This is a genomic window from Polaromonas sp., from assembly GCF_016185115.1.
In the GTDB taxonomy this organism is placed as follows: Bacteria; Pseudomonadota; Gammaproteobacteria; order Burkholderiales; family Burkholderiaceae_C; genus Polaromonas.
Map to the genome: position 1 here is coordinate 711,222 of NZ_JACPOF010000015.1, position 26,969 is coordinate 738,190.

At 54.2% G+C, this 26,969-nt stretch carries 26 protein-coding genes; 14 read left to right on the forward strand and 12 right to left on the reverse strand.

Annotated features, from left to right (window positions below):
• Window positions 1–56: 56 nt before the first annotated feature.
• From HYX42_RS09850 to HYX42_RS09865, 4 genes are all read right to left on the reverse strand, one after another.
• Window positions 57–1,091 (reverse strand): XdhC family protein, encoded by a 1,035-nt coding sequence (locus tag HYX42_RS09850; RefSeq protein ID WP_293402322.1) that lies wholly within the window; start codon window positions 1,089–1,091, stop codon window positions 57–59.
• A gap of 28 nt (window positions 1,092–1,119) precedes the next feature.
• On the reverse strand, window positions 1,120–3,309 hold the full coding sequence (locus HYX42_RS09855) for a molybdopterin cofactor-binding domain-containing protein (protein ID WP_293402324.1): 2,190 nt from the start codon (window positions 3,307–3,309) through the stop codon (window positions 1,120–1,122).
• Between the two features lie 2 nt (window positions 3,310–3,311).
• Window positions 3,312–3,764, reverse strand: a complete 453-nt coding sequence (locus tag HYX42_RS09860; protein WP_293402326.1) for a (2Fe-2S)-binding protein — start codon at window positions 3,762–3,764, stop codon at window positions 3,312–3,314.
• A gap of 376 nt (window positions 3,765–4,140) precedes the next feature.
• Window positions 4,141–5,268: an ABC transporter substrate-binding protein gene (locus HYX42_RS09865; RefSeq protein WP_293402328.1), complete on the reverse strand. Its 1,128-nt coding sequence runs from the start codon at window positions 5,266–5,268 to the stop codon at window positions 4,141–4,143.
• Window positions 5,269–5,512: 244 nt separating this feature from the next.
• Here HYX42_RS09865 and HYX42_RS09870 point away from each other — a divergent pair, with 244 nt between their 5' ends.
• The gene (locus HYX42_RS09870; RefSeq protein ID WP_293402330.1) at window positions 5,513–6,469 is read left to right on the forward strand and encodes an AraC family transcriptional regulator; all 957 of its coding nucleotides are present in this window, start codon (window positions 5,513–5,515) and stop codon (window positions 6,467–6,469) included.
• A gap of 40 nt (window positions 6,470–6,509) precedes the next feature.
• On the opposite strand, the gene HYX42_RS09875 is transcribed toward HYX42_RS09870, so the two are convergent.
• From HYX42_RS09875 to HYX42_RS09905, 7 genes are all read right to left on the reverse strand, one after another.
• The gene (locus HYX42_RS09875; protein WP_293402332.1) at window positions 6,510–7,124 is read right to left on the reverse strand and encodes a MarR family transcriptional regulator; all 615 of its coding nucleotides are present in this window, start codon (window positions 7,122–7,124) and stop codon (window positions 6,510–6,512) included.
• The gene (locus tag HYX42_RS09880; protein WP_293402334.1) at window positions 7,087–8,061 is read right to left on the reverse strand and encodes a tripartite tricarboxylate transporter substrate binding protein; all 975 of its coding nucleotides are present in this window, start codon (window positions 8,059–8,061) and stop codon (window positions 7,087–7,089) included. Before HYX42_RS09880 ends, HYX42_RS09875 begins: the two co-directional genes overlap by 38 nt.
• 42 nt (window positions 8,062–8,103) lie before the next feature.
• Window positions 8,104–9,060 carry an amidohydrolase family protein gene (locus HYX42_RS09885; RefSeq protein WP_293402336.1) on the reverse strand — a complete coding sequence of 319 codons (957 nt, stop codon included), beginning with the start codon at window positions 9,058–9,060 and terminating at the stop codon, window positions 8,104–8,106.
• Window positions 9,061–9,080: 20 nt separating this feature from the next.
• The gene (locus tag HYX42_RS09890; RefSeq protein ID WP_293402338.1) at window positions 9,081–10,685 is read right to left on the reverse strand and encodes a GMC family oxidoreductase N-terminal domain-containing protein; all 1,605 of its coding nucleotides are present in this window, start codon (window positions 10,683–10,685) and stop codon (window positions 9,081–9,083) included.
• Window positions 10,686–10,914: 229 nt separating this feature from the next.
• Window positions 10,915–11,715 (reverse strand): IclR family transcriptional regulator C-terminal domain-containing protein, encoded by an 801-nt coding sequence (locus HYX42_RS09895; protein ID WP_293402340.1) that lies wholly within the window; start codon window positions 11,713–11,715, stop codon window positions 10,915–10,917.
• A gap of 64 nt (window positions 11,716–11,779) precedes the next feature.
• Window positions 11,780–13,234, reverse strand: coding sequence for an aldehyde dehydrogenase family protein (locus tag HYX42_RS09900; RefSeq protein WP_293402342.1), 1,455 nt, complete (start codon window positions 13,232–13,234; stop codon window positions 11,780–11,782).
• Between the two features lie 99 nt (window positions 13,235–13,333).
• The gene (locus tag HYX42_RS09905; protein ID WP_293402344.1) at window positions 13,334–14,314 is read right to left on the reverse strand and encodes an MBL fold metallo-hydrolase; all 981 of its coding nucleotides are present in this window, start codon (window positions 14,312–14,314) and stop codon (window positions 13,334–13,336) included.
• A 403-nt stretch (window positions 14,315–14,717) separates the two neighbouring features.
• On the opposite strand from HYX42_RS09905, the gene HYX42_RS09910 reads away from it, so the two are divergent.
• Genes HYX42_RS09910 through HYX42_RS09920 form a run of 3 tightly spaced genes read left to right on the forward strand, consistent with a single transcriptional unit; the run spans window position 14,718 to window position 16,170 of the window.
• Window positions 14,718–15,200, forward strand: coding sequence for a DUF6152 family protein (locus HYX42_RS09910; protein ID WP_293402346.1), 483 nt, complete (start codon window positions 14,718–14,720; stop codon window positions 15,198–15,200).
• 59 nt (window positions 15,201–15,259) lie between these two features.
• Complete coding sequence (locus HYX42_RS09915; RefSeq protein ID WP_293402348.1) at window positions 15,260–15,664, forward strand: DUF6644 family protein; 405 nt, start codon at window positions 15,260–15,262, stop codon at window positions 15,662–15,664.
• A 29-nt stretch (window positions 15,665–15,693) separates the two neighbouring features.
• Window positions 15,694–16,170 carry a hypothetical protein gene (locus tag HYX42_RS09920; protein WP_293402350.1) on the forward strand — a complete coding sequence of 159 codons (477 nt, stop codon included), beginning with the start codon at window positions 15,694–15,696 and terminating at the stop codon, window positions 16,168–16,170.
• A gap of 255 nt (window positions 16,171–16,425) precedes the next feature.
• Here HYX42_RS09920 and HYX42_RS09925 read toward each other — a convergent pair whose 3' ends face one another.
• Complete coding sequence (locus HYX42_RS09925; RefSeq protein ID WP_293402475.1) at window positions 16,426–17,214, reverse strand: SDR family oxidoreductase; 789 nt, start codon at window positions 17,212–17,214, stop codon at window positions 16,426–16,428.
• Between the two features lie 139 nt (window positions 17,215–17,353).
• Here HYX42_RS09925 and HYX42_RS09930 point away from each other — a divergent pair, with 139 nt between their 5' ends.
• The 10 genes from HYX42_RS09930 to HYX42_RS09975 all read left to right on the forward strand — a co-directional run bounded on the left by HYX42_RS09930 (window position 17,354) and on the right by HYX42_RS09975 (window position 26,858).
• Window positions 17,354–17,596 carry a hypothetical protein gene (locus HYX42_RS09930; protein ID WP_293402352.1) on the forward strand — a complete coding sequence of 81 codons (243 nt, stop codon included), beginning with the start codon at window positions 17,354–17,356 and terminating at the stop codon, window positions 17,594–17,596.
• Window positions 17,584–18,507 carry an AraC family transcriptional regulator gene (locus HYX42_RS09935; RefSeq protein ID WP_293402354.1) on the forward strand — a complete coding sequence of 308 codons (924 nt, stop codon included), beginning with the start codon at window positions 17,584–17,586 and terminating at the stop codon, window positions 18,505–18,507. Before HYX42_RS09930 ends, HYX42_RS09935 begins: the two co-directional genes overlap by 13 nt.
• Window positions 18,508–18,897: 390 nt before the next feature.
• A complete protein-coding gene (locus HYX42_RS09940; RefSeq protein ID WP_293402356.1) occupies window positions 18,898–19,902 on the forward strand; it encodes an amidohydrolase family protein in 1,005 nt (334 codons plus the stop codon).
• 11 nt (window positions 19,903–19,913) lie between these two features.
• Window positions 19,914–21,368: an aldehyde dehydrogenase family protein gene (locus HYX42_RS09945; RefSeq protein WP_293402358.1), complete on the forward strand. Its 1,455-nt coding sequence runs from the start codon at window positions 19,914–19,916 to the stop codon at window positions 21,366–21,368.
• Between the two features lie 44 nt (window positions 21,369–21,412).
• Window positions 21,413–22,405, forward strand: a complete 993-nt coding sequence (locus tag HYX42_RS09950) for a sugar ABC transporter substrate-binding protein (protein ID WP_293402361.1) — start codon at window positions 21,413–21,415, stop codon at window positions 22,403–22,405.
• A 37-nt stretch (window positions 22,406–22,442) separates the two neighbouring features.
• Complete coding sequence (locus HYX42_RS09955) at window positions 22,443–23,981, forward strand: sugar ABC transporter ATP-binding protein (protein ID WP_293402363.1); 1,539 nt, start codon at window positions 22,443–22,445, stop codon at window positions 23,979–23,981.
• On the forward strand, window positions 23,981–24,949 hold the full coding sequence (locus HYX42_RS09960) for an ABC transporter permease (protein WP_293402365.1): 969 nt from the start codon (window positions 23,981–23,983) through the stop codon (window positions 24,947–24,949). The genes HYX42_RS09955 and HYX42_RS09960 overlap by 1 nt, the downstream gene beginning before the upstream one ends.
• On the forward strand, window positions 24,946–25,947 hold the full coding sequence (locus HYX42_RS09965; protein WP_293402367.1) for an ABC transporter permease: 1,002 nt from the start codon (window positions 24,946–24,948) through the stop codon (window positions 25,945–25,947). The genes HYX42_RS09960 and HYX42_RS09965 overlap by 4 nt, the downstream gene beginning before the upstream one ends.
• A 99-nt stretch (window positions 25,948–26,046) precedes the next feature.
• On the forward strand, window positions 26,047–26,205 hold the full coding sequence (locus tag HYX42_RS09970; RefSeq protein ID WP_293402369.1) for a hypothetical protein: 159 nt from the start codon (window positions 26,047–26,049) through the stop codon (window positions 26,203–26,205).
• 272 nt (window positions 26,206–26,477) lie between these two features.
• On the forward strand, window positions 26,478–26,858 hold the full coding sequence (locus tag HYX42_RS09975) for an HPF/RaiA family ribosome-associated protein (RefSeq protein ID WP_293402371.1): 381 nt from the start codon (window positions 26,478–26,480) through the stop codon (window positions 26,856–26,858).
• Window positions 26,859–26,969 lie beyond the last annotated feature (111 nt).

A 26,969-nucleotide genomic window follows, 5' to 3' on the forward strand; every position in this document is an offset into this window, starting at 1 on the left:
CCAAAGAGGTGGCAGTTCGTCTCTTTCTGACCCCTGCAGGGAAGACAGGATGAGCCTTATTCCACAGAAGTAAATTCTGATGTTTTAGATGATTTCCACTGACCCACGGTGGCCTGCGGAGGCAGGGCGACGTCATTCTTGATGGCCAAGACCTCTGCCATCACACTCACGGCAATTTCCGGTGGCGTTTTACTGCCAACATACAGGCCGATAGGGCCTCGCAATCGTTTCAAGGTGTCCTCCGACTGCCCGAAATGCTCAATCAATCTGGATTTGCGTAAAGCGCTGTTTCGTCGCGATCCAATTGCCCCTACATAGAAGGCCGGACTTGCAATAGCTTCAAGCAATGCGAGATCATCGAGCTTCGGGTCATGTGTGAGGGCAATGACACAGGTTCTTAAATCCGGCTGAAATGCTGAAACGACGTCGTCAGGCATTTCCCTGGTTATGGCAACCCCAGGCATGTCCCAGCCGTCCGCATATTCTGATCTTGGGTCGCAGACCGTGACCGCAAACCCGCTTTGCACCGCTATGACAGCCAGGCATTGTGTCAATTGGCCTGCTCCGATGAGGAGCATTCGATATTCCGGACCGAATGAGTTGATGAGTCTTGTATCGTTAGCCGAAGTGGATTCTGGTGAGTTGATGCAGGCTATATCTACCGCGCCAGTGAGGAGGTCTAGCCTGCGACGCACCAAGTAGCCTTGTTCCAGATTGGAAACAAGCTCTTCGAGCTTCTGCGCATCTGGATCGTATTCAAGCACCAACTCCATTGTTCCTCCGCACGGCAAGCCAAACCGATGAGCTTCATCGGCGCTCACGCCGTAGCTAATTCTTTCTGGCTGTGGAGGAGGCTTTCCAGATGCTTCGTGATCCTTGCAATGCTCCGCGAATTTGTAGTGAAGGTCGTCTTCGATGCAGCCACCGGAGACAGACCCGATCACGGATCCGCTGTCACAGATGGCCATGATCGAGCCCACGGGGCGGGGTGACGAACCCCACGTGCGTAAGACTGTTGCCAACAGGGCGCGGTGCCCTTTACGTCGCCAGACCAAAAGGGTACGAAGTACTGAGACATCTACGTTTTCCATACTGAACGAGAGAAGACTCCAGGTGCCTTTAGGCTTTGAGCAAGGACGGCTCGAACGGGAGATCTCTCAATCGTTTGCCGGTCAATTTAAAGACTGCTCCGGCCACAGCGGGTGCTATAGGTGGCAAGCCAACTTCGCCCACGCCACTAGGCTTACCGCCGGACTGCAAAACCTTGACGTGCACACGTGGTGCCTCGTTCATGCGTAGTATGGGATAGTCATGAAAGTTCGAAGCCTGCGGCACGCCCTTGTCGAAGGTAACTTTCTCCCCCAAGAGGGCAGACAGACCGTACATGATGGCTGACTCCATCTGAACAGCCACATTGCGTGGTTGCAAAGCGATTCCGGGATCAACCGCGCACCATACGTCGTGTACCCGGATTCTTCCTGTTTTCCGATCAATCGAGATCTCTGCCACTTGAGCCACGTGGCCTTCCCACGCGTCTGAGTACGCAATCCCCAACGCTCTGCCTCGTGGCCTGCGCTTTTTCCATCCAGACATCTCTGCAACAGTCGTGATGACCCCAATTGCATTTGGCTGGCCGGTCAACTGGTTAATCCGAAATGCCACCTCATCCTGTTTGGCTGCAAGCGCCAGCTCATCCATCATTCCTTCAATGGCGAATTTCGTATAGCCAGGGCCGATGGCTCGCCAGAAGCCGGCATCCACTCCGCGCTGCTCCCGGAAGTAGCTGAGTGAACGGTTTGGCACACCGTAAGTGATGATGTCCGCGCCTTCACAAACGGGCGAGTCATAGCCTTTGGCTCGTTCAAAGTTTGGAGGCGCTGCACGAGCGTAGATCGATTCGCCAACGATCCGGTGCTGCAACGACATGACCTTGCCTTTGTCATCCATTGAGGCGGTCAGATGCTGAGCAATGAGCGGCCTGAGCTTGTCGCTCCTAATGTCATCCTCACGGGTCCATAGCACCTTGACGGGCGTGCCAGGAATGGCTGCGGCAAGAACAATCGAGTCGAAAACAAAGTCATCCTCAGTTTTTCTGCCAAAGCCGCCGCCAAGCATCGTTGTGTTCACGATTGTCTTGTCTGCCTTGAAGCCTGCCCGGGCAGCTGCGCCAAGAGCAAAAGTGGGCGACTGTGTCGGGGCCCAGATTTCCAGTCTGTCCCCAGAGACCAAGGCTGTGCTGTTGACCGGCTCCATGCAGGCGTGAGCGACATGCTGGGAGGTATAGCTCGCCTGGATAACCTTGTGGGCTGTTTTTATGGCGCCATCTGCGTCGCCCAGCTTCACATATTCGACGCCTTTCTCCTCGGATGGCGCTGCCCTTTTCTTGTACTCCGCAAGTACGTCTTGCGAGGTGTAGGTCCTGGCCTTGGCAGTTGAGGACCAATCTACTTTCAGCAAATTACGTGCTTTCAGCGCAGCCCAATATGTATCGGCAATCACGCCTACGCCATATGTAAGCGGCACGATCAGCTTAACCCCTGGAATCGCTTTTGCATCCGCATCTTCGATTCGAACCGGCTTTTCACCCTGAACCGGAGCTCGCAATATGCTCGCATATGCCATCCCAGGCAAGTTGACATCGATTCCATAGCTGGCTTTTCCGGCAACCTTGTCCGGAACGTCGACGCGAGGAGTGTCCTTTCCGATGAGTCGAAAAGAAGAGGGAGGTTTGAGTTGTTCTCGCTTAGGCTTGGGAAAGTCTGCAGGAACTTCAGCAAAAGTTGCTATTTCCCCGTATGACATCTTGCGGCCAGTGGCTGAGTGGACAGCGAAATGGGGCTCTGTCGTCACTTCGGCTACAGCCACTCCCCATTTTTTGGCAGCGTTGAAACGCATCAGCTCGCGTGCCTGCAGGCCGGCCAGCCGCAAAATTTCATAGTAACCGCGGGTGGTTCTGGAGGCACCAGCTAACATGCCACCACCAAACATGGGATTGCCAAAGCTTTTGGGATCTGAGGGGGCTTGAAGAATCTTGACCTTGGACCAGTCAAGGTCCATGTCTTCTGCAACTAGGAGGGGCATGGCCGTCTTCACCCCCTGACCCATCTCAGCAGCCGGGGAATAGATGGTAACGATCCCATCAGTGCCTACTTGAACCCAGGCGTTTGGCCTCACTGCGCCGTTTTGGGCTTGAGCCAAATTTGTGATTGCGGCACCGAAGGAAACCGAGACGGTAAATGCACCAGACGACAGCAGGAAGTGGCGGCGTGAGACCCCGTGTTTGGAAGGGCGATCTGATATGGCGAGCATACTCATGCCTCCTTCGCTGCGCGTTCAATGCCCGCGATTATCTGGTTGTAGGTACCGCAGCGGCAGATGTTCCCAGCCATATGCTCGACGATCTGGGTGCGCGTTGGTTTCTTGTTCTTTGCTAGAAGGGAAGCTGCAGTCATCAGCTGGCCGGACTGGCAATACCCACATTGAGGGACTTGTTCAAGCACCCAAGCTTTTTGCAGCGGGTGATCACCATTGGGGGAAAGGCCTTCAATCGTCGTGATTCGCTGCCCTTCAATTGAAGAAATGGGAAGAACGCAGGATCGTGTGGGCTCACCGTTGAGATGAACAGTACATGCGCCGCAGAGTGCCATACCGCAACCGAACTTCGTGCCTTTCATATTGAGCTCGTCGCGAATTACCCATAAAAGCGGGGTATCTGGCGGCTGGGTGGATTCAACATTCTTGCCATTCAAGTTGAACTTGGTCACGGGTTTGTCTCCTGTTTTAATAATTGCTTGAGTACCTTCTGGAACTACACCGTCAGCTTGTCGCTGGGGTTGTTCTGTCTTTGGGTAAAGACCTTCGCATGCGGGCAGCATCGCCACATTGAAAGTCCCGGGCGGATGTTATTCACATCAGATGAAAGTGCAGAGATGAAAAAGAACCGCAGGTGATACGCCGGGGGTATCACCTATATGTGGTCGTATGCGCGATGCGAGCCAAGTGCATTACTTACTTTTAGATGCGGTGGTTTCTTGGTAATGCGAAAGGTCCACCAGCCAGATGCATTGCCGTCACCGGACGGGGAATGAGGGTATGAATTGAGGCGGCCCCAGTTGCCGTGGGCTATCTGTTGCTCGTTGGTTACTTTAGGAAGCTACCATTTTCCCGGAGCATTGAGAGGCTGGAATAGCCTATCCCAGCATGTTCCTTGGTCGAGTACCTTACGAAAATGCCGCCGAGGTTCACCTCTGTGAAAGATTCAAGCGCTCGTTTCACTTTCGCCGGAGTCGGACTGTCTCCAGAGCGCTTTAAGGCTTCGACCAGGATCTTTGTGGCGAGGTATCCCTCAAAGCTGGCATAGCTCAGATCCGGTTGGCCTGCTTTTTTCATCGCATCAGCGTATTCGGAAACAACTGGCAGCGTAGATGCCCAGGGATAGGGGACAACTTGGGATACAACAAGCCCCGCTGCATCTTTCCCAATGGACTGTGCAAGCATCCGACCGTTCAGAAATGATGAGGAATATAGGCGTGATTCGGCCCCGGTTGCTTTGTAAGCAGGGATGAATTTCGCGGACAGGGGGTTTGTTAACGCCATGATGATGGCGCTCGGTTTCAGCGCTGCAAGCGTTTGAGCCTTGGGGGTGGCATCGGAACCATCCTGTTTCACTGAAACGCTTCCCAATAATTTTTGCCCGCGTATTTCGATTGCCTTTTTTGTGCTCTCCATGCCAGCCTTTGCGCCAGGATTGTCATCGTTGTAAGCGAAAGCGATCCGCGTTTGACCTATGGTGAAGAGATGCTGAACAATGCGGTCATACTCCTGGTCCGCGCTGATTCGAACAGGAAATGCATATTCCGAGAATTTCGCGACTGATTCGGCGCCACTATACGCACCCACAAGAGGAATCATCGATTCATTCGCAGCCTTGATGGCACCCTCTGCGGAGGTAGTGCCTATCGGCATCAAAATGGCTACAGCACCGCTTTGCATAAGCTTCTTGACGTTTTCTCCGGCTTTGATCGCATCAAAACCGTCGTCAGCCTGCTGAAGCTCTATTAGTTGACCTCTAATGCCACCCGTAGAATTTACAGAATGGAGCATTGCCTTGATGCCAATAATGGGCTCAAACGAAAGCACTGAAACAGGCCCGGTCTTGACATATGTCTGGCCGATGAGGATTGGGGGCTTGGCTGTAGGCTGTGCAGAGGTGGCCGAAATATTGATCAATAGCGCTGCCGCCAGGGTGCACTGAAATAAGGTTTTCATTTTGTTCCGCTTACTGGCTAAGTGGCCAGAATTTGTTGCTGATCCGAGCCGAGTGCGCTCTTTGAGTTGGCAGAGGCAGTGGCGGTGATCTCGTCGCCCGACTGTCTGGCGCGCAACTTTAATTGACCTCGGCGGTTGGGTATACCGCTCAGAGTCCCTAAAAGGTTGCAGACAGTCTCAATAGTGGAGACCGATTCGGGCTTACCTTAATTCCAGTTGGGCGGAAATCACATAGAGTGGATTCATGGATCCTCTTTCAGCCATTCTTGATTCAATGCACGCCAGTGCAGCTCTGGCGCTTTGTTTTCGGCTTTCCGCTCCTTTTGCTATCGGTAAAACCGACGTCAAAGGCATTCCCTTCCGGGTTGCGGAGGGGCAGCCATATTGGTTGAAGGTCGCTGACGGTGAGTGGTTACGCATTGAACCGGGTGATCTTGTCTTGCTTCCACATGGCGATCGGCACGTTATGGCCTCCGATAGGTCGGCTCCCGTTGTTTCAATTGGTCAAGGTTTTTCGAGGTTGGGTTTACAAGAATGGGTGTCGCCAAGCCAGGAGAAGCTGGATGTAAGAACGATGACTTTTGGCGGCGAGGGCGAAGTCACCACCATCGTCGGGGGAATATTGGTATTTCGGGATTTTGATCGCTCGCCATTTCTCGCAGGACTACCTGCGGTTATCCATATTTCCGCTACAGCCCGTCCCATGCTCGCCAATCTGGGGGCCGCGCTCAAAACCCTTCTCGATGAGGCAAAGGAGGCCGCGCCAGGTTGGAATATCGCAATCTGCAGGTTGGCAGAAGTGATCTTTGTGCAGGCGCTTAGAGCACACTTTTCTGGCCAATGCCAGCTGGCGCGAGGGTGGTATGACGCTCTTCGCGATCCAAAAATCGGCAAGGCTTTACTGGTAATCCACCGCGATCTCAGCGTGGATTGGACAGTCGAGTCTCTGGCAACTGCTATTGGCATGTCACGTTCAAGATTCGCAGCGCGTTTTGCAGAATTGATTGGTCAATCACCAATGGCCTATCAAACCGAGGTGCGACTTTCGCGCGCCGCAGAATTTCTTGCGAGAGGTGACATGGTTTCAGTAGTTGCAGCCAACACCGGTTATGCATCCGAAAAAGCGTTTTCTCGCGCTTTTAGAAACTGGGCTGGTGATTCACCGGGACGGTATAGACGTGCGAATGCAGAAATGAACTGAGTGGACTTGGAAGGCTTCGGGGGTGAAGGAGCCATGCTCGTCAACTTTCGTCTAGAAGTGACGTATTTCGGTACAAGGTCCGGAGCATGTCTTTGAGCTGTTCCGTCTGCAGCGCACTGAAGCCTTTAAGCAACACCCGCTGATACAGTTGCGCGAGCGGGATCAGTCGCTGAGTAAGCTCCACTCCACTGGGTGTCAGGCTGATGGCGATTGCCCTTGCATCTTCTGCTGACCGATCTCGCACGAGCAATCCCCGCTTGGCCATACTCATCACGACTCTCGACAGCGTGGACTGCTCTGTAGAGGTATTCAACGCAACTTCCGACAGCCTTTGCCCAGGACGATGGCTTAAAGTTGAACACACTCTCCATTCTGTCAAGGTCAACTTATACCGCCGCAATTCCAGGGAAAACGATTGACCTGTACGTATCCCAGCCCTGGCTATAAGGTATGGAACTGCCTGATCAAGGTCATTGTCCAGAACAGGGCGTTTGGAAAATTCTGCCGGCCGCTTTCCTGATGTATCTGGGAGGTGTATGCGAGGTGGCGAAACATCACTCCCGCTGATGAGGGGTCGGCTGCGGACGTCTTGTATTGGCTCCGTAGAATTTTTGCGCTTAGTCTTTTTGTATGTTTCCGGTTTTGACAACTTCACTCCAGCGAGAAATTTCAGATCCGATGTATTGCTGAAACTGTACAGGAGTGCCGCCAAGCACTTCAAGTTCGCTGGAAGGAGCCAGTTTTTTGCGGACTTCCGGATCGCGCAAGATCTTGTTGACTTCCACATTCAGTCTTTCAATGATCGCTGGAGGTGTTTTTGCCGGCGCAAGTAAGCCAATCCAATTGGAAGACTCGACATTGGTTACGCCTCCCTCAGCCAGTGTAGGAACGTCGGGCAATGCGCCGGTCCGGTTCTTCGCCGCGACAGCAAGGGCTCTGATCTTCCCGCTACGGATGAATGGCAATGCATCCTGGACATTCCCAAAGGCAACTTCCACTTCCCCGTTTGCCAAGGCCAAAATGGCCGGCGCAGAGCCTTTGTAGGCGACGCCCTCCAGATTAGTTGCAGTGGCCGTCTTGAACCGCTCCATCGCAAGGTGGGACGATGTACCCACACCGAAATTGCCGTACAGAGTGGATGCCGACCTTGACTTGACTGTACCCACAAAATCTTTGGTGGACTTGAATGTCGAGTTGGCATTAACAAGCAAAAGGCTGGGCATCGTTGTCACCAGCGCGATAGGGGAAAAATCGCGCACCGCATCGTAGGGAAGCTTGGAGCTCAAGCTGGGCGCTATTCCGAATGGTCCGATTGCACCCATTATTAGCGTGTAGCCATCCGGCGCAGCCCTTGCCACCAACGCAGCGCCAATGGCGCCGTTAGCTCCCTCCTTGTTTTCCACGACGACAGGTTGGCCCAAAGATTGAGCGAGGTGCATAGCCAGAATTCTTGCGACGCGATCGTAGTAACCGGCAGCGGGTGCGGGAAGTATCAAACGTATGGGCTGGGAAGGATATTTGGCTTGTGCGTTTGCAAACGACGGTCCGCAGACCAATAGAAAAACTGCCGCTAGTTTGTGTACGAGTTTCATAGTGTCTCCTTTAAGAATTAACGTTCGATTTGGGCTTGTGTACTACAGCCTGAAGAGGCGCTCGGCATTGCCGCTGAGAATCTTTGCTTTGTCTTCGGCGCAAAGAGGTACGGTTTTCATCCACTCAACTCCGGCCTGACTGTCTGATACGAAAGGCCAATCCACCGCAAACATGATTCGGTCTACTCCCAGCTCCATGGCGCAGCACATGAGTGCCGGTGTTGAGAAGAATCCGCTGGTCGTGACCCAAAAATTGTTTGTGAATATTTCACGAAACTTCACCGACTTCTGACCTGGCCTGGATAGCGCTTGGTCCAGTCGCCACAGTTGAAAGGGCACTGATTCACCTAGGTGTCCAAGTACTACCTTTAGATTTGGGTACTTCTCGAAGACGCCTGACAAAATCAGTCGTACTACTTGCGTACCAGTCTCCACTGCGTATCCCCAAGCAGGTCTGGCAAGCATTGGATAGTCGGTCAGATAGTCTTTGTAATACGCATCCATAACTGCAGGATGTGGGAGTGCGGGATGCAGGTATATAGGCACGTCCAGCTGTTCTGCACGCTCGTAGATGGGCCAGAACTTCCTGTGGTCAAGAAATTCTCCGTTGGACATCCCATGTAACATTGCGCCCTTGAAGCCCATGGCTACGCAACGTGAGAGCTCATCCGCAGCTGCTGCTGGAAGCACAGTTGGTAAAGCAGCAAACGCAGCCAGCCGCGTGGGATTGGAAGCGACTGCGACCGCAAGGCGGTTATTTACGCCTTCAATCAAAGGGACAGCGATATCGGCCGATATTTTCTGTGCCGATGGCGCTCCGTGAGAAAGAATGCATAGATCGATACCAGCTCGATCCATATCGCTGATACGCTCCCCGCCAAAGTCCCGTAGCCGTTTCTCAATCGGCCCGGCGCGGCTTCCTTCGGAGCCGACGAAATGTGAGGCCAATTCGTCATCCCAATAGTGCTCTTCAATCGCAATAGTCAGAGGTAGTTTCATTTGTTGCTTTGTACTGCCTGTCAAGCTGCTTGTTTGACGAGTTCTGCTGCACGTTCGCCGATCATGAAGACGCAGGCGTTAGGATGTGCGGAAACCGGCGTCGGCATTACCGAGGCGTCTACAACACGAAGACCTTCAGCGCCTCTGACTTTGAGATTCCTGTCAACCACTGCCAGTTCGCTGTCGCCAATGCTGCATGTACCGCATGGGTGGTGGGCGGTCAAAGCTGTTCCGCGGATGTAGTCATCAATTTCATCGTCACTTCGCACGCCCGGACCCGGTGAAACTTCGATGTCCCTGTATGAATTCATGGCTGATTGATTGCCAATTTCGCGCGCTAGGCGGAATCCGCGGCGCAGGCCAGTGAGATCCTCGGAGTGGGCGAAAAATCCAAACGAAATCCGCATGGAGTCTTGTGGATTTGCCGATCTGAGTTTGATGGTTCCACGGCTCTTTGGATGCAGAAGTGTTGGCCGTATGGCGTATCCATCCTGGTACGGTGGGCTAATCAGCGGGAACCAGAGTTTTCTTTGCGGCGGTACGGTGTGAAACATGTACTCAATGTCTGGTACTTGGAGCGCACTATTGGTTTTGACAAAGGCATGCAGGCCGCCGGGTACGGTCGTTCCTGGCCCGGTTCCAAGCAAGTAAGCTCGGATCATGCTCAGGGCCATTCGGTCAAAGCGCATTTCCCCATGAAATGCCCCTGGCGACTTTCGACGCCATGTAATCCATGTACCTAAATGGTCTTGCAGATTTTTCCCAACACCCGGCAGATCGAGCACGGTTTTGATTTGGTGGGCGCCAAGTTCTTCCGGTGACCCAATGCCTGAAAGCATGAGAATCTGGGGAGAGTTGAAGGCTCCTGCCGAAAGGATCACTTCTTTCAACGCTTGGGCATGAACCTGGCCGTTCTTGATGTAGTCAACACCTACGGCCCTGTTACCTCGCATCACTACCTTGAGAACGTGCGCCCGGGAAATCACAACGAGGTTTCGCCGGTGCCTGGCGGGAGCAAGGTATGCCCTGGATGAGGATGACCGTCGTCCGTCTTTAATCGTGTACTGGCTTCGTCCGAAGCCTTCCTGCTGAGTTCCGTTGTAGTCGGTGGTCACAGGAAATCCAGCTTGCGCACCTGCCGTCATCCAGGCGTCGAAAATGGGATCTTTTGTTCGAGCGAACTGTGTTCCGACGGGGCCCTCACCACCGCGAAATTTATCTGCTCCGCCTTCCCATGTCTCACTTTTTCGAAAGTATGGAAGCACATCCTCATAGCCCCAGCCTTGTGCTCCGTTGGCGGCCCAGTTGTCGTAGTCGTTTCTATGTCCCCGGGTGTAGGCCATGACGTTGATCGACGAACTTCCTCCGAGGACTTTTCCTCGCATGGCTTCCAGCCGGCGATTGTTAAGTTGTGGCTCTGGTTCCGTTTCATAGCCCCAGTCGTGCATGTTGTGTTCATGCATCTTCCCCATGCCCAATGGAATCGAAATCAGGGGATTCGTGTCTCTGCCCCCAGCTTCGAGCAGCAAAACCCTTACCTCCGGATCTTCGCTTAGACGATTTGCAAGCACGCAGCCTGCGGTTCCTGCCCCCACAATGACGTAGTCAAATGTTTGCTCCAACATCGCTGCCTTATTTCCCAATATTTCGTTTGAACACTCAGCCACGTTGTTGAAGTGACTCCGGGCAGTGTCAAACTATCAGAGGAGACAGACAACCCATTCGTGCGATATGCGCAGGAATGAAGTTCGTAAAGACCGCTGGGAAGCCTATGAGTAGAGTTGATGCGCGTGGTGCGCCCCAAATGGATCGGAAATTTGGTCTGAATGAGATCTGAGAAATCTCAGCCGGTGATCAGTGCATACGTGTTTTCGCCCATTCCTGAGCTCTGAGCATTGCTGGCAGGCAGTCTGTGACCAACTCGGCAATCGTCATGCGTTCAGCTCGCGTCGACAGGGTGATCGCTGCGACAGTAGTGCCGTGAAGATCGTAGAGCGGCACGGCGATCGACCGGACACCCAATTCAATTTCTTCGTCACAGGTTGAATATCCTCGCTCCTGACACTCTTTTAGCATTCTTGCGAGGCCGGTAACCGTCGTCTCGGTATTTGCAGTCATCGCCTCCATGGGTCTGGATTGAACCAATGCGAGCCACGTGCTTCTCGGCATATTTGCCATCAGAGCGCGGCCTGCCGAGGAGCAATACAAAGGTAGGCGCGAGCCTATACCGGTGCCGACTCGCATGGTTCTGCGTGCGCTAGAGCGGGCGGCGATAACAGCCACGCTCCCATCGAGTACTGAAAGAGCGGCGGACTCTCTTGTACGCTCGCAGAGAGCATCCAGAGTCGGTTGCAGCATTCGAGGAAGCCGGGTTGATGCCGAATATGCGTAGGCGACCCGCAATGCACCGTGACCCATCCAGAACAGTTTGCCGTCGGTATTTGCGTAACCTAATGCACAAAGTGTGAGTAGGCAACGACGGGCGGCGGCAGGGGTGATATTCACGCGCCTTGCCGCTTCGCTTAAGGTCATCCTGGTGTGCGCGGAATCGAACGCCTCTATGAGCCGAAGCCCTTTTACCAGACCTCCCATCTCGTCCCGCCTAAGCATTGCTGCTGCGGGATCGATTTGAGTTTCAGATGGGCGGTTTTTCATGGTGTCGTTGAGTCCATCCGAATTCTAGATGTAGCTTGATCTAAGCCTACATCTCCCATACCGTTTAAAGCAGGATCTGGATGGCCTTGACCTCTGTATAGCTCAGAAGTTCTTCCATGCAACTCTCCCTGCCAATACCGCTGTTTTTATAACCCCCGTAGGGCGTACCCTTGAAATGGGTACCCACGCCATTAACCCATACAGTGCCGGCCTGAATTTTTCTGGCTGCTGTAAGAGCCCTGGTTATGTCGTTCGACCATATCGACGCCGTTAATCCATACTCAAGCGAATTTGCAACGTTCATGACCTGGGTTTCGTCATCCCAACTGGAAACCGCGAGTACTGGACCAAAAATCTCCTCCCGGGCAATTGTCATTTGGGGCTGAACGTCCGAGAAAACGGTTGGCTCGACCCAGTAACCCTTTTCGAAATCTTTGCCATCTGGCCGCTTACCTCCGGTCATCAGGGTGGCCCCCTCTTTGATGGCGGAGGCAATCATGGCATTCACCCGGTCAAGCTGATGCTTGGAGTTCATGGGTCCCATGCGTGATTTGGGATCCATCGGATTGCAGGGCTTTATCTGTGCCACGCGTTCGGTCACTGCGTGCAGGACTTGCTTGTAAATCGACGAATGAATCATCACCCGGCTTGTTGAGCCGCACGATTGTGACGACCATCCAAAATTCATCCCCGCCACAATGGCGTTTGACACCTTTTCAATGTCCACGTCGGGGTAAACAATAAAGGCATTTTTGCCGCCCAGTTCCAGCGTAATTTCTTTCACGCCCACTTGGGCTGCAGACCGCTGGATGGCCATGCCGGTCGGCACCGAGCCAGTGAAAACGATACGTTTGATCAGGGGGTGCCTGACCAGCGCATCACCGGTCGACATGCCTGTGCCAGTGACAATATTGACCGTCCCAGGAGGTAGAACTTCCTGACAAAGTTCGGCAAGAATCGATGATGAAAGAGAGCTGGTTTCTGGCGGTTTGATGACGACCGTGTTACCTGCGATGAGTGGCCCCGCTATTCCCCGGGCAGCAAACATCAGGGGGTGATTGAAAGGGACGATGCGAGTGACAACTCCATACGGCTCCCGAACCGTCAGATGCAAATTTTTGGTGGTGGCTGGAACAGTCTCGCCTTTCATTTCCGTCGCAAGTCCCGAGTACCATTCCAACTGCCAGGCGGCATTTTCGATGTCACCCCTCATTGGGGTGATGGTGTTTCCAGTGTCGAGGACCTCAGTGTGCAGAAGCTCGTCCCCACGCTCTCTGATACGTTTTGCGAGTTGATGCAGATATTTGGCCCTCTGCGATATGTCCAGTGCCGCCCAGGCTGGTTGCGCGTTATCGGCTGCTGAGACCGCTTTGTTGACGTCCTGTGCGTCTGCAGCGGGAAATTCACCAATCTTTTCTTCGGTGGAGGGGTCTACCGATTCGAGCCATTTATTGGATCCGCTGGCGACCAGTTCGCCGCCGATTAGCATATGCCCTCTGAATTGGGGATGTGCGCTCATGTAACTATTCCTTCTGGGCAATGCAACTCCCATAGTGGGAGCTTGTGGTTTTTAAGGCCAACCCAGTGCCTGGCCTATCCAGGTTGAGTTGGCAGGTGGTTAGCGCAACGCTGAGTAGTTAACCGGCAACCATACGTATCCAGTGCCGTTTTTTCTGACCCGACCCAAGCCTGGAAAAGATACATGGGATGCGGCAAATATTGCCTGGTCATTGGCCGCCTGTTCATACAAGCTAGCGCGTTGCACGGAGGCGACGTTGCTATCGCTATCAAATTGAATTCCAACAACAGGTCGTTCAAATTGAATGGCAGCGACATGCATCATGTCGCCCAGGATGACCATTTTCTGACCTTTGCTTTCGACGACATAAACGCTGTGGCCCGGTGTGTGCCCACGAGTCACCACCGATCGGATGCCCTTTGCAAGCATCGAATTTCCTTCGAAGGCTGAAAATTTTCCTGCCTTCATATATGGGCTAACGGAAGCTTGTGCGCCAGTAAAGAACATTTTTTGGCCGGGACGCGCTTTTTCCATTTCCTCTGCCGAAAACCAGTGATCGGCGTCGCCTTTGTCTGCGCGCAAAATGGCATTTGGGAACGCGCGCTGGCCGCCGGTCATGAGACCACCCATATGGTCGTTGTGCATATGCGTGAGATACACCTCATCGACCTGTTCTGGCGAGTATCCAGCTGCTTTGAGGTTTTGCAGCATATTGCCCAAGGTAGGACCAAGCAAATTGCCCGCGCCGGTATCTATCAGGACCAGTTTTTCACCTGTATTGACAAGGTAGGCGTTATAAGAGGTTTCCAATGGGCTTTTGAGGGACTGAGCCGCAAGCACCTTGTCGACCTCTGGGCCTTCAATGTGGTTGAGCAATCTGTTTACGGGAAGATCAAGGGTACCGTCCAAGAGTGCGGTCACCTCGAAGTCGCCGAGCATCATCCTGTAGTATCCAGGCCCCTGTTTTTTCAACATTGGGGCTTCCGCGTTCACTTGCGCGGTCACGCCGAAGTAAGTCCCCGCAAAAAACAGGAATAGCATCGCCAAACGGCGGGCAGATAGTGCTGATAAATAGGCCATGAATACTTCGTCTCCTTCTTTTGATATAGGAAAATAAGGTCGCCTCGAAGGTATCCAAGGATGGATCTGTTGATTCGGGGTGAACGCAAGTATCAAAGCCCGCGCTGCTGTGCATCAATCGATTGCTGCGATATGCGCAAGAAGTTCGTTTGAAAGACGCTTAAGCAACCGTCTCGGTATCTCTTACGAAACCTGCCTGTTACAACCGCACCGAGTCAATAGCTTTCTCGAGAGGTCGGTGAGCAAGCTTGACGCGACTGCCTCGACCTTGGAAAAGGGTGGTTACTTTGAGGTAACTGAGGCGCTATGCAGTGCCTACTTCCCTTGGAACCACAAGCTCTCTAAGATTCGACCGCTAACGTTGCTAGCCCGAGCGACGGCATCTCACCTAGGAGTGAAGCGGATGACTTCCAGATTTCCTCAAGCATTTCTGTGGAATGCCTTTTTTCTGCTGGTATGCATGCCTACTGCTTGGGCGCATCACGGATTTAATGGTCGATATGACCTTTCCAAACCAGTGTGGATAGAAGGAGTTGTGACCAAGGCTTACTTTGGGCAACCTCATGCGGAGTTGAGTATCAGAACCGCTGCTTCACTTGCAGTGCCTTCTCCCCTGCCAGATCTTGCTGAGTCGTCCAGCTTTCTAAGCGCAGGCTCCCTTGTCGTGATCCAGGAACTAAGGGGGCAGGTCGTTCGGGTTGAGTTGCCCCCAACCGGACAGTTTTTCTCTCTTGAGAGACGCATCAAGGTCGGCGACCGTGTCGCAGTGATTGCTGTCCGAAACTGCGACTCCCCATTTCAGCTCAACGGGCAATGGGTCAAAGCGGGTAACGGAGCGCCGGTGGCGCGCTCTGGGTCCATGAGTTATATGGTGAAAGGATGTTGATGGCGGCCCTGCTCGCGATAGAAAGCTGGGGGCCGATTGTGGAACTCCGGAAGTCCACCATGTTCTATCCAATACTGAACGCATTGCATATTTTGAGTTTGGGCGTTTTGGCTGGTGCCATCCTCACGCTTGACGCCTGCATCCTTGGCATTCGAAAGACAAGGAACTGGCGTGAACTTGTCGCACATCTAAGTCCGGTAGCCGCTATTGGCCTGGTATTAGCCATCCTCACCGGGGCTTTGCTTTTCTCCGTTCGTGCGTCCACTTACATGCAGAATGAAGCGTTCCAGTTGAAGCTGGCTCTGATTGGAATCGCTTTGGTTACCGTGTTCATTTTTCACTCTATTCTTCGTCGAAGCCACGCTGTATTTCCGCCCTTGGCTCTGCGGGTGTGTGCGGGAGTATCGGCTTTCACGTGGATAGGGACCATATTCGCTGGACGCTGGATTGCATACGCCATTTAGTGCTTCACACCTGAGATTTCGAGATGCCCATGTCTGCCAAAAGATTCTTTGACCCTGAGCGTAGAGCTACCTTGATTTCTCTGGGTACATGTGGTTTACCCGTAATCGGTCTGCTTCCTGCGATCTCTGAAGGCGAGGTTGCAACCTTGAACCATACGCCGGAGTGCTCCAGCGTCCATGACAAGACAATTGAGCAAACCGCTGGACCGTACTATCGCCCGTCATCACCCCTGCGTCGTGATCTTTATGTCGATGCTTCGCAGGCCCGGAGGATGACACTAGAAGGGTTCGTGCTTGATACCAGATGCAGGCCCGTGTCAGGCGCATTGGTAGAGATATGGCATGCGGATAGCAGCGGAGAGTATGACAATGCCGGCTATAAATTTCGCGGATATCAGTTCTCTGATGCAAATGGGCGCTGGGCCTTCGCCACGATTGTTACTCAGCACTATGCATTTCGCACGGCTCACTATCACTTCCGGGTGCAGCCCAAGGGCGGGTGTTGACCACCCAACTTTACTTCCCCCAATACGTTCGTAATGCAAGCGATCAGCTGTTTGATCCCCGCCTCGTTTTAAAGATCGTTGGAGAGGGCGCACGTGTGAGCCGTTTTGATTTTGTAGTCTGAACTTCACCGAAAAATAGTGCGCTTCAATTGAATGTTCAAGGCCGGTACAGCCGAACCGACCAGCCCCGGAGTACCTTATGACAAGCTGTCATGGTCTCCGCATCAGGGGCTGGACGGTTCCCACTATCGTCTCTTAAACGACTCCGCCGTTTGCAAAGATCGTCTGGCCATTCACCCAGCCACCGTCTTTTCCACACAGGACGGAAACCACGTCGGCAATGTCCGATGGTTCGCCCAAACGCTTGTGGGGGGTGCGCTGAACGAAGCCTGCGATCTGGGCTTCTGTTTTTCCATCCGTGAACAGGGTGGTGTTGACCAATCCTGGTGCCATGGCGTTGACAGAGATCTGCTTGCCTTCGAGTTCTTTGGCCAAGATGTTGGCGTAGATTTCGTGCGCAATTTTGGTAGCCGCATACGGACCATACGTCGGAGAGCGCAATTGCGTAATGCTGGAGGACAGACCGATGATCCGTCCGCCATTGCGTACGCGCCTTGCGCCTTCGCGCATCACGTAAAACCCGCCTTTCATGTTGACGTCCACCATGCGGCCAAAATCCTGGTCGGTCATATCGCGGAAGGGTGCAAGTCGCATGATGCCGGCATTGCTGACGACCACATCGACACCGCCAAACGCCTTGTCGTTGGCGTCAAAAAGGCGTCGTACTGCGGCAGGATCACTGACGTCGGCCTGCTCCCAGATCGCGTCGCCCCCAGCTGCCTTGATATCTCGCACCACAGCAGCGGCAAGGTCCCTGTTCACAACGCAGTTGACAGTCACTTTGTAGCCGTCACATGCAAGACGCTTGGCAATGGCCGCGCCGATGCCGCGCGAGGAGCCCGTAACGACAGCGACCTTGCGGTCGCCTTGCCGTGCTGCTGCCGGCGCCGCTCCAGCCGTTTGTGCGTTGGCTTGAAAAGCCATAGCCCCAGCAGCGCTCGCTACTGCTGCAGCGGTCAGCATGTTCCGCCGTGATAGTGACTCGGATTGCGAGCCATTGTTTTTGTCTTCGTTTGTCATGTCGATATTCCTTTTGGTTGTTTAGCATTCATCTTCGTTTTCGATGATGTTTTACCTCGCCATAAATTCGGGATTGCCAGTCTTTGTGACGGCGTGCCCTGATAAAAATGTATTGAAAAATGCACCTCGGACATTGCTGGAAACAGCTGAAAATTTGCCTAATCCTGCCGAAGGTCAACTGCGCAACTACACAACATCAACGTTAGTAACAGGGGAAAACATTCGATTCAACAAATACGGCGATAAACTGAATTTTCGAAAGCGAGGTATGGCATGGAAGCCTTGAAAGAAGCAATCGTTCGCTATGCAAACTGCTACGCAGATGCGAGTGGTTTGGCGACCACATCGATCCCTGGGGTGAGGATGATGTGCGCGCGCCGTCCAAGTGAGCCGATCCGGTCGTTGTACACACCTCTGGTTTGTTTGGTATTGCAAGGGACCAAACAATTGCACATTGGTAAAGCGGTGCGCACCGTTTTTGCGGGTGAGTCCGTTATTGTGGGTGTTGATGCTCCAGTTACTGGAACAGTTGTGCAGGCAACCGCGGATCAGCCCTACCTGGCCTTGGCTTTGGATCTGGACTTCGCTGTGATGCGTGAACTCATGACGGAGCTGCCGGATGGAGGTGGGGAGAGCGCCAATACATCACGGACCGTTTTTGTTGGTGACAGTGACGTCGCAACGCTTGATTGCGGACTCCGGATGATGCGTCTACTGGATCAACCAGATTCAATTCCAGTTCTCCGATCCGGCATCTTCAGAGAGCTCCACTACTGGCTCCTTTCAGGGCGCCACGGCAGCGGGCTACGCGGTTTGGCACTGCCCGATAGCAATGCGCAACGAGTTGCTGTGGCAATACAGATGCTTCGCGACCGGTTTCAACAGACCATTCTTGTGGATGAGCTGGCCGAGGCAGCCCGAATGAGCACCTCTGTATTTCATCGGCGATTCAAGACCATAACCTCGCTTACGCCCATTCAGTTTCAAAAGCAGCTTCGCTTGATGGAGGCGCGCCGCCTCATGCTGAACGAGGGGCGTGCAGCAAACTATGTCGCTTATGAAGTGGGTTATGAAAGCGTGTCTCAGTTCAGTCGTGAATATGCGCGAATGTTCGGCGCCCCACCTCGCAGAGATACCCGCGCTGAACGATTTATTTCTCGATCCTCGCCAAGAGGTTTGATCGCGGCAATGGCTTAAATCGGAAGAACCGGAAAGTCCGCCCGAGGCGGTTCTGGTTAGCTGATTCCGTAATCAATCGACCACGTGCCTAGGCTCTTCTGAAGTTGGCTAGGGCATTGCTTTTGGCCCTGCATTAAATGGCTGAGTCTCGCCGGGCACTGCGGCTGAGACCGCGCTTTGCGCTCCAGACCTCAGGGCATCAGCTCTTGCCCGTCTAAATTTAAATTTTCCTGCTTCTGTCACGGATTGCTGATCATGTATGCGGCCGATTCTTGACCCCCCTGCGCGCTACTCGTAATCCCTAATAAGCGCATACAAAGAGACGGAGTGCAACCTTTCTGGGAGTGACAAGGGTTATGCAATTTCCATTGCTTCCCTACAGTTGCGGACCAAAGGAGACAACGACTCATGTCCGAACAGGTTGCCAAGCGGTACCGCCAGTGGTGCCCCCACTGCATTGACTTTCACACCCATTTTCTCAACGCCGAGGTACTAGAGCGCTCGGGTGCCCATAGTGTGTTTACATGCTTTGGCAAGCTGCCTATGCCAAAAGACAGCGAGAACTTCAAAAAGATGTTCGAGCCTGAGCTCCAGATCGAAGATATGGAGGAGCGCGGTATCGATAAGTACGTTATCTCGTCATGCGATGTTATCCAGGGACGCACTTGGGCTGAGCCGGAAGAAGAGCTTTACCTTGCCCGTCTGGTGAATGATCAGGCGGCAGATTGGGTAGACCGTTTCCCGGACCGTTTCATTGGCAGTTTTGGCGTACCACTGGGGGACACCAAACTGGCCATCCGGGAACTGGAGCGATCAATATCCATGGGGCTCAAGATCGTAAATCTAACCAGCCAATACCGTGGTGACTACCTTGGACACGCGCGCTTTGACGAGCTGTGGGGCGCAATCCGGGAAAACAACGTTGTTGCCTTCATCCATCCGGATGGCATCCGTGACACCTGGTATCAGGAATATGCCATGTGGAACTCGATCGGTCAGTCCATCGAGGAAGTGCGTTGCATGTCCACTTTGATCTATGAGGGCGTCATGGATCGCCATCGCGGCGTAAAGATCGTGATGGCTCACGGCGGTGGCTATATGCCTTACTACATGGGCAGGCTTGATCGCAATGTCACGGATAAGCCTTGGACAACCAAGAATCTGTCAAAGAAGCCAAGCGAATATCTGCGGGACTTCTACTACGACAGCTGCGTCTACGACCCGCAGACTCTTGAAATGCTTGTTGAGCGCGTTGGTGCGGACAGGATTGTGCTGGGCGGTGACTATCCGGTAGCAGCTTGGGACCCCATCGATTTTCTGGATGAAGCGAAGGGCCTGACCGACCAGCAGCGCGGCGCCATAGCAGGTGGGACGGCTGTAACCCTGCTGTCCGACGTAGCTGTTGCAGCTTGAGTGGTTGGGTCATGACGAAGCTAGCAAAACACTGGATTGGCGGGCAGTTCACTGCTGGAGGCGCGGTTCGTGAAAGTGTCAATCCAGCGAATGGCAAATCAATTGGGACTTATTGCGATGCTGGGGCTGAAGTAGCTGCCCAGGCTGTCGATTGCGCAGCGGATACATTTCAAACATCGGGCTGGCGATGGGACCCAATGGTGCGCGCTGCGGCATTGAGCCATCTGGCTGATGCATATGCTGCGCGGCTGGGCGAGATCATTGACTCCGTGTGCCTTGAAAACGGCAAGATGCGGCGTGAGGCCACCTACGAGGCCAGCCACATCGTGCGCTGCCTCCGGTTTTCTGCGGGGCTGGCGACGCAGAACTTTGGGCGCGTAATGGATGTGAAGCCAGGAACACAGTCCTTGTCCCTGCGCCAGGCAGCGGGTGTGGCTGGCCTGATCGTTCCCTGGAACTCGCCGGCGTATTTGATGATCCGGGCATTGGCGCCTGCGCTTGCAGCTGGGTGTACTGCAGCGGTAAAAATGCCCGCGCAAGCTGCTCAGACGGCAGCATTGGCGAGCGAAATTATTGCGAGTGTTCATGAAATTCCACGTGGCGCAGTAAATATTTTTATTGAGTCTGGAGCAGATGGTGCGAAGTTGATGGTGGAGTCTCCCAAGGTTCCAGTGGTGCATTTCACCGGCAGTACTGGGACGGGCCAGCGGATTGCGCAAGCTGCGGCCATGCATTTAAAGCGAGTCGGCTTGGAGCTTGGGGGTAAGACACCTCATGTGGTGTTTGACGATGCTGACCTCAATGCATTACTTCCTGTACTGGAGAAATCGGCCACGGTCTTTGCTGGTCAGTTTTGCATGACCGGCAGTCGAGTACTCGTGCAACGTTCACTGGCGCCACGCCTTGAAGCGGAGCTCGCTTCACGTCTGCGAGGCGTTCGTCCTGGACCATCGGCTAATCCTGAATCTGATATGGGTCCACTGATTGACCTGGGGTCCGTCGAGCGGGTAGATGCAATGGTTGAGGAGGCGATCAAGGCCGGGGCCGTTCCCATTGTGAGAGGTGGGTCGTCAACCTTGCCTGAGCTGGCGGGTGGCGCCTTCTATCACCCCACGTTGCTGAAGGTCGATTCATCAGATCTCAGGATCGTCCAGGAAGAAATTTTTGGCCCAGTCCAGACCCTGCAGGTTTTTGACACGGAGGAAGAGGCCATTGCCTTGGCCAATGCGACCACATACGGCTTGAGCGCATGTGTCTGGAGCAGGGACGCTGACAGGCCGATGCGCGTAGCTCGCCGTTTGGATGCCGGCCTGGTATCTATCAATAGCTGGGCGAACCTGGCAGTGGAGATAGAGGAGGGAGGATATAAGTTGAGCGGCCTGGGGCGTCTTGGAGGACCAGGTGCGATGGATGATTTTCTTGAGATCAAGCAGATATCGCAAACCTTTGCAGCATTGCCTGCTTGACCAATGGCCGTTCACACGGCCTCAATTTAAAAACGGAGACAAAGATGAACATAAAAGAAACCTTCAATCACGTGATTTGCACTCTCGGCCTAGTCATGTTGGTCGCTACGCCGGCGCTTGCCCAGAAGCCACCGACAAAGAGAGTCGCGGTGATGCTGGCGCCAACCCAGGATGCCTTCGTTGGTACCTGGTCGGCAACTTTCAAAGCCGAAAGTGCCGCAAGGGGCATTGATGCCAGCATTTTTTCCAGCCCTTTTGATGCTGCGCTTCAAGCTCGTCAGATCGACGATGCTGTATCGCAGAAATTTGACGGGTTGGTCGTCCAGGCGCTCAGTTTGAACGCGATCATTCCTTCGCTGACACGTGCCAAAGCTGCAGGCATACCGGTACTGGCTGTGATATCGCAGATGCCCGAATCAGCTTCACCACTGATTGTTTCCTATGTTGGTGAAGATTCACGTCGCCTTGGGGAATTGGCCGGCGAGGCAATGGCAAATGCGCTCAAGGCAGCAGGCAAGCCCAAGGGCCGCATCGCTGCGGTGACCGGATCTTTGGCAGACGCAATTGCTCCAATGCGTCTGGATGGCTTCAAGGCCTCACTCAAGCGTCTTGCTCCCGAAGCAACAATCGTTGCCGTGGAAGATGTGCGATGGAATCCGGTGGCGGCAGAGCAGGCTGCCGGACAGGTGCTGGCCCGTTTTGCGGCTTCTGGTGGAATCGATGGGCTTTATGGGATGAATGACCGTCTCGCCAATGCAGCCATTCAGGCGGCCGGGGCTGCGGGATACAAGGTCGGCTCCAAAGATAAAGGGATCATCGTTGTGGGCGGCAATTGCCAGGCGGTCGGTATGCAAAACCTTGCTGCCGGGGACATGGCTGCAACTGTCGAAATGCTTCCCAAAGTTTCTGCGACCCTTGCGGCACGCGTATTTCAGGAAGTACTTGCTGGAAAGGCAGTCAACAAGAACTATCTTGAGCAGCACCGCATCATTACTCAGGCCAATATTGCACAAGTGAGGAGTGCATGTTCCTACTGAGTAAGACGGAAACTTCCATTTGGCAGGGGTTTGCATCGTGCCTCTAGAAAATAGCCAAAGTTCATCCGGTGTACCGCCGACTTCCGGGACAGTTGTCAGCATCGAGCATATTTCCAAACGTTTTGGTGGCGTACATGCGCTCAAGGACGTTTCGGTTGAACTGCGCGCTGGTGAGATTCGGGCGGTTTGCGGTGAAAACGGTGCCGGCAAAAGCACACTTGTGAAGGTATTGACGGGAATCGTTGTTCCGGACTCTGGAGTCATCCGCATCGACGGGGGGGGGCGGTTGTTTAGCGGTCCGCGACAGGCTCAAGCAAGCGGCATCAACCTGGTATCGCAGGAACTGAGCGTTTGCCCTGATCTAAGCGTCCTGGACAACATTTGGTTGGGAACTATCGGAGTTCCCTTTTTTCACCGCCGTCAGGATTTGAGAGCGCGTGCTGCGCAAGCGCTGGCTCAGCTCGGTGCCGACAGCATCGGTTTGGATACTCCGGTTTCACAACTCAGCACAGGCGAGCGTCAGATCGTCGAGATCGTACGCATGTTGGCCAGAAACACACGCGTGTTGATTCTCGATGAACCGACCGCTACCCTGTCAGATCAGGAGATTGGTCGAGTCTTGACTGCATTGCGGGCGGTGAAGGCCGCAGGGAAATCACTGGTTTACATCACCCACCGGTTATCTGAGGTTTTTGAGCTGTGCGACACCGCAACTGTGATGCGCAATGGAGAGGTTGTGGCCGACCGCAACGTTGCTGACCTTGACCGGAAGTCGCTTATTGAGCTCATGCTGGGTCGCTCGCTTGGGGAAATGTATCCCTCTCGTCCCGCGACGTCTGAAGGTGATGTGGCACTCGCATTGCGAGGTCTGCAAATTCCCGATGTTGCCGGACCGATTGACTTGAGCGTGCCGGCTGGACAAATCGTTTGCCTTACCGGACAGGTGGGTTCTGGTGCGGAAGGTGTCGTGCGGGCAGTTTGCGGCTTGACAAGCAATGCAGCCGGTGAGGTTCGCGTAGGTGGCAAACCGCTGATGCTGGGAAAGCCAGAACGAGCGTTCAGTGCAGGAGTTCGTTTCGTATCAGGCGATCGGGCTGGTGAGGGGATATTTGTGGGGCAGACCGTTGCCAATAATCTGATCGCTACGCGATTATCCCGGCGCAGCAGGCTTGGCATGGTGAACCGACCGGCTTTACGGGATGAGGCGGCAAAGCTCGCTGAGTCAGTCACTTTGGACAAGACTCGCCTGGGATCACGGGCAAGTGAACTTAGCGGTGGAAATCAGCAGAAGATCGCATTCGGGCGGTATGTCAATGATGACGGTACACGTGTGGTGGTAATGATCGAGCCTACGCGAGGCATCGATGTTGGAGCCAGAGCGGAAATCTACAAACTCATGCGCGATTTGTGTGACCGAGGCTACGGCATCCTGGTGGCGTCCACGGATTTCAGCGAAGTGCTTGGACTGGCCGATGTGGTCGTGACCATGTACCGGGGTTCTATTGTTGGCAGTTATCCAGCGAAGGAGGCAACCATGCCGCAAATCATCGCTGATGTTACCCATCCGGAGTCATGATGACGTATTCAATTCCAGTTGCCACCAACAATGGGGCAGGAGGGCTTGGCGTATTTGGCAGGCTCCGGGTAGCAGACTATGTACGAATAGTCATCATGCTGGCGCTGCTGGCTTTTGCGCTTTCAACGCCGGGGTTTTTGTCGCAGGCCAGCATCCGTTCCCTTTTGTCGGCGATGTCGTTTGTGGGATGTGTGGCTGTTGGCATGACGTTTATTACCCTGAGTGGAAATATCATGTCTTTCAGCCTGGGCGCAAGCCTGGCTGCATCCACGGTGGTCTTTGTGGCAACCCTACCCATGGGCACTTGGACCGCATTCGCGTTGACGTTGCTGTTTGGTGCGGTGCTCAACGGCGTGCAAGGATGGATTATTGGTTACCTGAGAGCTAATCCCATCATCGTCAGTATGGCTGCGCTTTCGCTGATCATCGGCATCATGAGTGTGATTACAGGTGGTCGCGGACTCTACATCAACGACAGCAGCGCGGCAATCTTCAAGCTCAACTTTGGCATGGTGCCGGGCCCTCTAATTGCCTTCCTTATTTGTGCCGCATTAGGCCAACTCATTTTGAGTTTTACCCGTGTTGGCAGAACGATCATGCTGTCGGGTTCAAATCCGTCCGCATTGCTGGCGTCTGGAACTGAACCTTGGCGCTATACGACCTGGGCTTATTGCATTGCGGGGATCTTCACATCTGTATCTGCAGTGCTGATCGCCTCGCGATACGGGTCGGGAGACCTGCAGCACGGCGCAGGATTCGAATATGGGGCCATTAGCGCTGTATTGGTGGGGGGCACCGTTATCCATGGAGGACGGGGCTCGGTTGTGCAGACGGTTTTCGGAACTCTGCTGATCGCCATCCTTCAGGCCGTTCTTGTTCTGCGTGGATTCAATGCTCAGTATCAGCATCTGGCTTTAGGCGTCGTTGTGCTGCTTGTTATTGTTCTTCAGTGGAAAAGGACATCATGATGCTTCGTCTCTGGAATAACCGCACGGTCCGGCCATATCTCATTCTCGTGCTGACAGTAGCTGTGTTCTCACTGATTGGAGGAACAAAAGTCCTCAGTACGGCAACTGTTTACAGCGTGCTTCAGCACTTTGCGACGCTGGGGCCGGTAGCGCTGGCGTTGGGGCTCACAATTCTGGCGCGCAACTTTGACCTTTCTGTAGCAGGTGTCGTAGGTTTGGCAGGCTGCGTGGCGGTGCTGGTTGGCAATGCCCATCCGTTGCTCGGTGTGGTTGCAGCGTTGGCAGTGGGTGGTGCTTTCGGACTTGTCCAAGGACTGATCATTGTGCGTTTGAATCTGAACTCAATTGGAGTGACGCTTGGAGGGCTATTGACCGCCACTGGTTTGGCTTTTGTCGCAACTGGCAATCAGGAAGTTCGCCTCCTCAGGCCAGAAATTCCGGCACTCATGGATAGCCCCTGGCTCGGTCCCATATCCCTGCGCGTGCTGATAGCGGTGGCTCTATTTGCACTGGCGGCCATCGTAGTGACCCGTACGCGGGCGGGACGAGACTTGCTGGCAGCAGGAAGTGATCCAAAAGCGGCGCTCGTAGCGGGTGTCCAGGTAGGCGCCGTCGTGATAACTGCCTTCGCTATCGCAGGAATGTGCAGCGCACTTGGTGGCGCACTACTTAGCTACAGCCTTGCTGCGGCCTCGCCGCTACCTCTGTCCAACACCCTGGTGCCCGCAGCCGCAGCTGCGATTATCGGCGGGGTATCCCTGCGTGGTGGACGTGGAAGCCCGGTAGGTATCGCCGGTGGTGTGCTTGTCCTGTCCGCCCTGCAGTCGGGCCTGACGGCTCTCGGCGTCGATCCCTTCGTACAAGACATTGCCACCGGTGGAGTGCTCCTGGTGGTTGGGATTTTTGATGGAGGCGAGTTAAGGCGACGAATGAACGACTTTGACCGATTCCTTCGGCCGACCCGGTTCCAAACCAACCCTTCTGACAAGCCGGTATAGCTTCAGAAGGTCGTTCGACAGACGCCCGAAGCAGCCTATTTTGAACTGGCCAGCTATGGATCAATACCAGCGGTAAAAAGGCAACGACGGCGATTTCTGATGGAAGTTGTGCCGGCCAATGGCCGGGAGATCTTTCGCAGCAGTGAGGGCTACAACAACCGCCTTGATGCCATACGTTCGGTGGAAATAGCCCGCGCGTCACACAGCGCGCAGCGCATTGAGCAGTATGTGGACGGCCGGTGGTTTGAATTCGGCTGAGTTGTGCTCCCGTTCCGGCAATAAAAAGACCTTGGGCTGGTTGCCCGGAATTAGTCATGGCAGGCCTGTGAGTTCCTTGTCACGCAAGGTTTGATTATTTTCTTCCACGTTTTGATCGGCCTGTGGCTATCGGGCACTGTAGGCCAATACCTACAGGCGCAGGCCCCGAGTTCCGGCGTTCACGGTTTGTGTTCGGGCGCACACTGTAATTACTGTGGCAGAGGCATTGAATATCTGGCCAGCCATCTCATGTTTATTTAGGGAGACAGCATATGCAAGTATTACTCAACACCGACCACCATGTAGACGGACGCCATGAAATGGCAGACCACCTGAGCACGGTTGTCAAAGAGGCGCTTCATCGTTTCGGCGACCACATTACCCGCGTTGAAGCCCACCTGTCAGACGCCAACAGCCACGTCAAAACCACGCCGGATGAAATTCATTGCACGCTTGAAGCGCGCGTTGCCGGGCAGGAGCCAGTGGTTGTGAAGGATCATGCAGCTACGGCTCACCAGGCCATCAATGGCGCGGTGGGCAAGCTTAAAAGGGCGATAGCCACTGCCTTTGAAAAGCATGACCCGCGCCGGGCAGGGCACGCTCGTGATGAACTGCTGGTGGACGTGGCTGACGATGCAGGAGGCGCATCCTGAGCTTGACCACGAAACAGGCGCAAACAGCCCGCGATGCTTGCCCAGCATCCGTGCGGGCATAAAGTTCCGCTCCCGGGCGCAATAACCGGCGGTGTTTTCCCTAGGCGCCAC

Excerpts from the sequence above, each read along its gene's own strand:
- HYX42_RS09960 (WP_293402365.1), top strand. The coding sequence starts at position 23,981 with ATGACGTATTCAATTCCAGTTGCCACCAACAATGGGGCAGGAGGGCTT.
- HYX42_RS09935 (WP_293402354.1), top strand. The coding sequence starts at position 17,584 with ATGGAAGCCTTGAAAGAAGCAATCGTTCGCTATGCAAACTGCTACGCA.
- HYX42_RS09975 (WP_293402371.1), top strand. The coding sequence starts at position 26,478 with ATGCAAGTATTACTCAACACCGACCACCATGTAGACGGACGCCATGAA.
- HYX42_RS09945 (WP_293402358.1), top strand. The coding sequence starts at position 19,914 with ATGACGAAGCTAGCAAAACACTGGATTGGCGGGCAGTTCACTGCTGGA.
- HYX42_RS09965 (WP_293402367.1), top strand. The coding sequence starts at position 24,946 with ATGATGCTTCGTCTCTGGAATAACCGCACGGTCCGGCCATATCTCATT.
- HYX42_RS09970 (WP_293402369.1), top strand. The coding sequence starts at position 26,047 with ATGGAAGTTGTGCCGGCCAATGGCCGGGAGATCTTTCGCAGCAGTGAG.
- HYX42_RS09895 (WP_293402340.1), bottom strand. The coding sequence starts at position 11,715 with ATGAAAAACCGCCCATCTGAAACTCAAATCGATCCCGCAGCAGCAATG.
- HYX42_RS09930 (WP_293402352.1), top strand. The coding sequence starts at position 17,354 with ATGATGTTTTACCTCGCCATAAATTCGGGATTGCCAGTCTTTGTGACG.
- HYX42_RS09855 (WP_293402324.1), bottom strand. The coding sequence starts at position 3,309 with ATGCTCGCCATATCAGATCGCCCTTCCAAACACGGGGTCTCACGCCGC.
- HYX42_RS09915 (WP_293402348.1), top strand. The coding sequence starts at position 15,260 with ATGTTCTATCCAATACTGAACGCATTGCATATTTTGAGTTTGGGCGTT.
- HYX42_RS09880 (WP_293402334.1), bottom strand. The coding sequence starts at position 8,061 with ATGAAACTCGTACACAAACTAGCGGCAGTTTTTCTATTGGTCTGCGGA.
- HYX42_RS09865 (WP_293402328.1), bottom strand. The coding sequence starts at position 5,268 with ATGAAAACCTTATTTCAGTGCACCCTGGCGGCAGCGCTATTGATCAAT.
- HYX42_RS09940 (WP_293402356.1), top strand. The coding sequence starts at position 18,898 with ATGTCCGAACAGGTTGCCAAGCGGTACCGCCAGTGGTGCCCCCACTGC.
- HYX42_RS09900 (WP_293402342.1), bottom strand. The coding sequence starts at position 13,234 with ATGAGCGCACATCCCCAATTCAGAGGGCATATGCTAATCGGCGGCGAA.
- HYX42_RS09850 (WP_293402322.1), bottom strand. The coding sequence starts at position 1,091 with ATGGAAAACGTAGATGTCTCAGTACTTCGTACCCTTTTGGTCTGGCGA.
- HYX42_RS09905 (WP_293402344.1), bottom strand. The coding sequence starts at position 14,314 with ATGGCCTATTTATCAGCACTATCTGCCCGCCGTTTGGCGATGCTATTC.
- HYX42_RS09920 (WP_293402350.1), top strand. The coding sequence starts at position 15,694 with ATGTCTGCCAAAAGATTCTTTGACCCTGAGCGTAGAGCTACCTTGATT.
- HYX42_RS09950 (WP_293402361.1), top strand. The coding sequence starts at position 21,413 with ATGAACATAAAAGAAACCTTCAATCACGTGATTTGCACTCTCGGCCTA.
- HYX42_RS09925 (WP_293402475.1), bottom strand. The coding sequence starts at position 17,214 with ATGGCTTTTCAAGCCAACGCACAAACGGCTGGAGCGGCGCCGGCAGCA.
- HYX42_RS09870 (WP_293402330.1), top strand. The coding sequence starts at position 5,513 with ATGGATCCTCTTTCAGCCATTCTTGATTCAATGCACGCCAGTGCAGCT.
- HYX42_RS09885 (WP_293402336.1), bottom strand. The coding sequence starts at position 9,060 with ATGAAACTACCTCTGACTATTGCGATTGAAGAGCACTATTGGGATGAC.
- HYX42_RS09910 (WP_293402346.1), top strand. The coding sequence starts at position 14,718 with ATGACTTCCAGATTTCCTCAAGCATTTCTGTGGAATGCCTTTTTTCTG.
- HYX42_RS09890 (WP_293402338.1), bottom strand. The coding sequence starts at position 10,685 with ATGTTGGAGCAAACATTTGACTACGTCATTGTGGGGGCAGGAACCGCA.